Origin of the sequence: Pseudomonas sp. SIMBA_041 (genome assembly GCF_046535095.1) — a bacterium.
Classification (GTDB): Bacteria; Pseudomonadota; Gammaproteobacteria; order Pseudomonadales; family Pseudomonadaceae; genus Aquipseudomonas; species Aquipseudomonas mucoides.
On the sequence record NZ_JAWRXJ010000232.1, the window covers coordinates 1 to 277 of the forward strand.

Sequence of the window (277 nt, forward strand, 5' to 3'; positions counted from 1 at the left end):
GCCTTCACGGCCAGGGCAGTCGAGACTGTCCGTGGCGGGACTCTAAAGGGCCAACCTTTCGCTAACCTTTCAGTGCACTTTCGTGGCTTTCGGGCTTCACAGCGGCGGTTGCGGCGGTACACTCCGCGCCAAAGAGCGGCGTCGATCCCCCCTGAAACGAGGTAAACAGCCATGCGAGTCCTGCTCGTGGAAGACCATCTGCAACTGGCCGAAAGTATCGCCCAGGCGCTCAAGAGCACCGGCCTGACCGTGGATGTGCTGCACGATGGGGTGGCGG

At 62.5% G+C, this 277-nt stretch carries 1 pseudogene; it reads left to right on the plus strand.

Annotated features, from left to right (window positions below):
* Nucleotides 1-171: 171 nt before the first annotated feature.
* Nucleotides 172-277, plus strand: a pseudogene (locus tag SB725_RS30980) (DNA-binding response regulator); the annotation flags it as partial.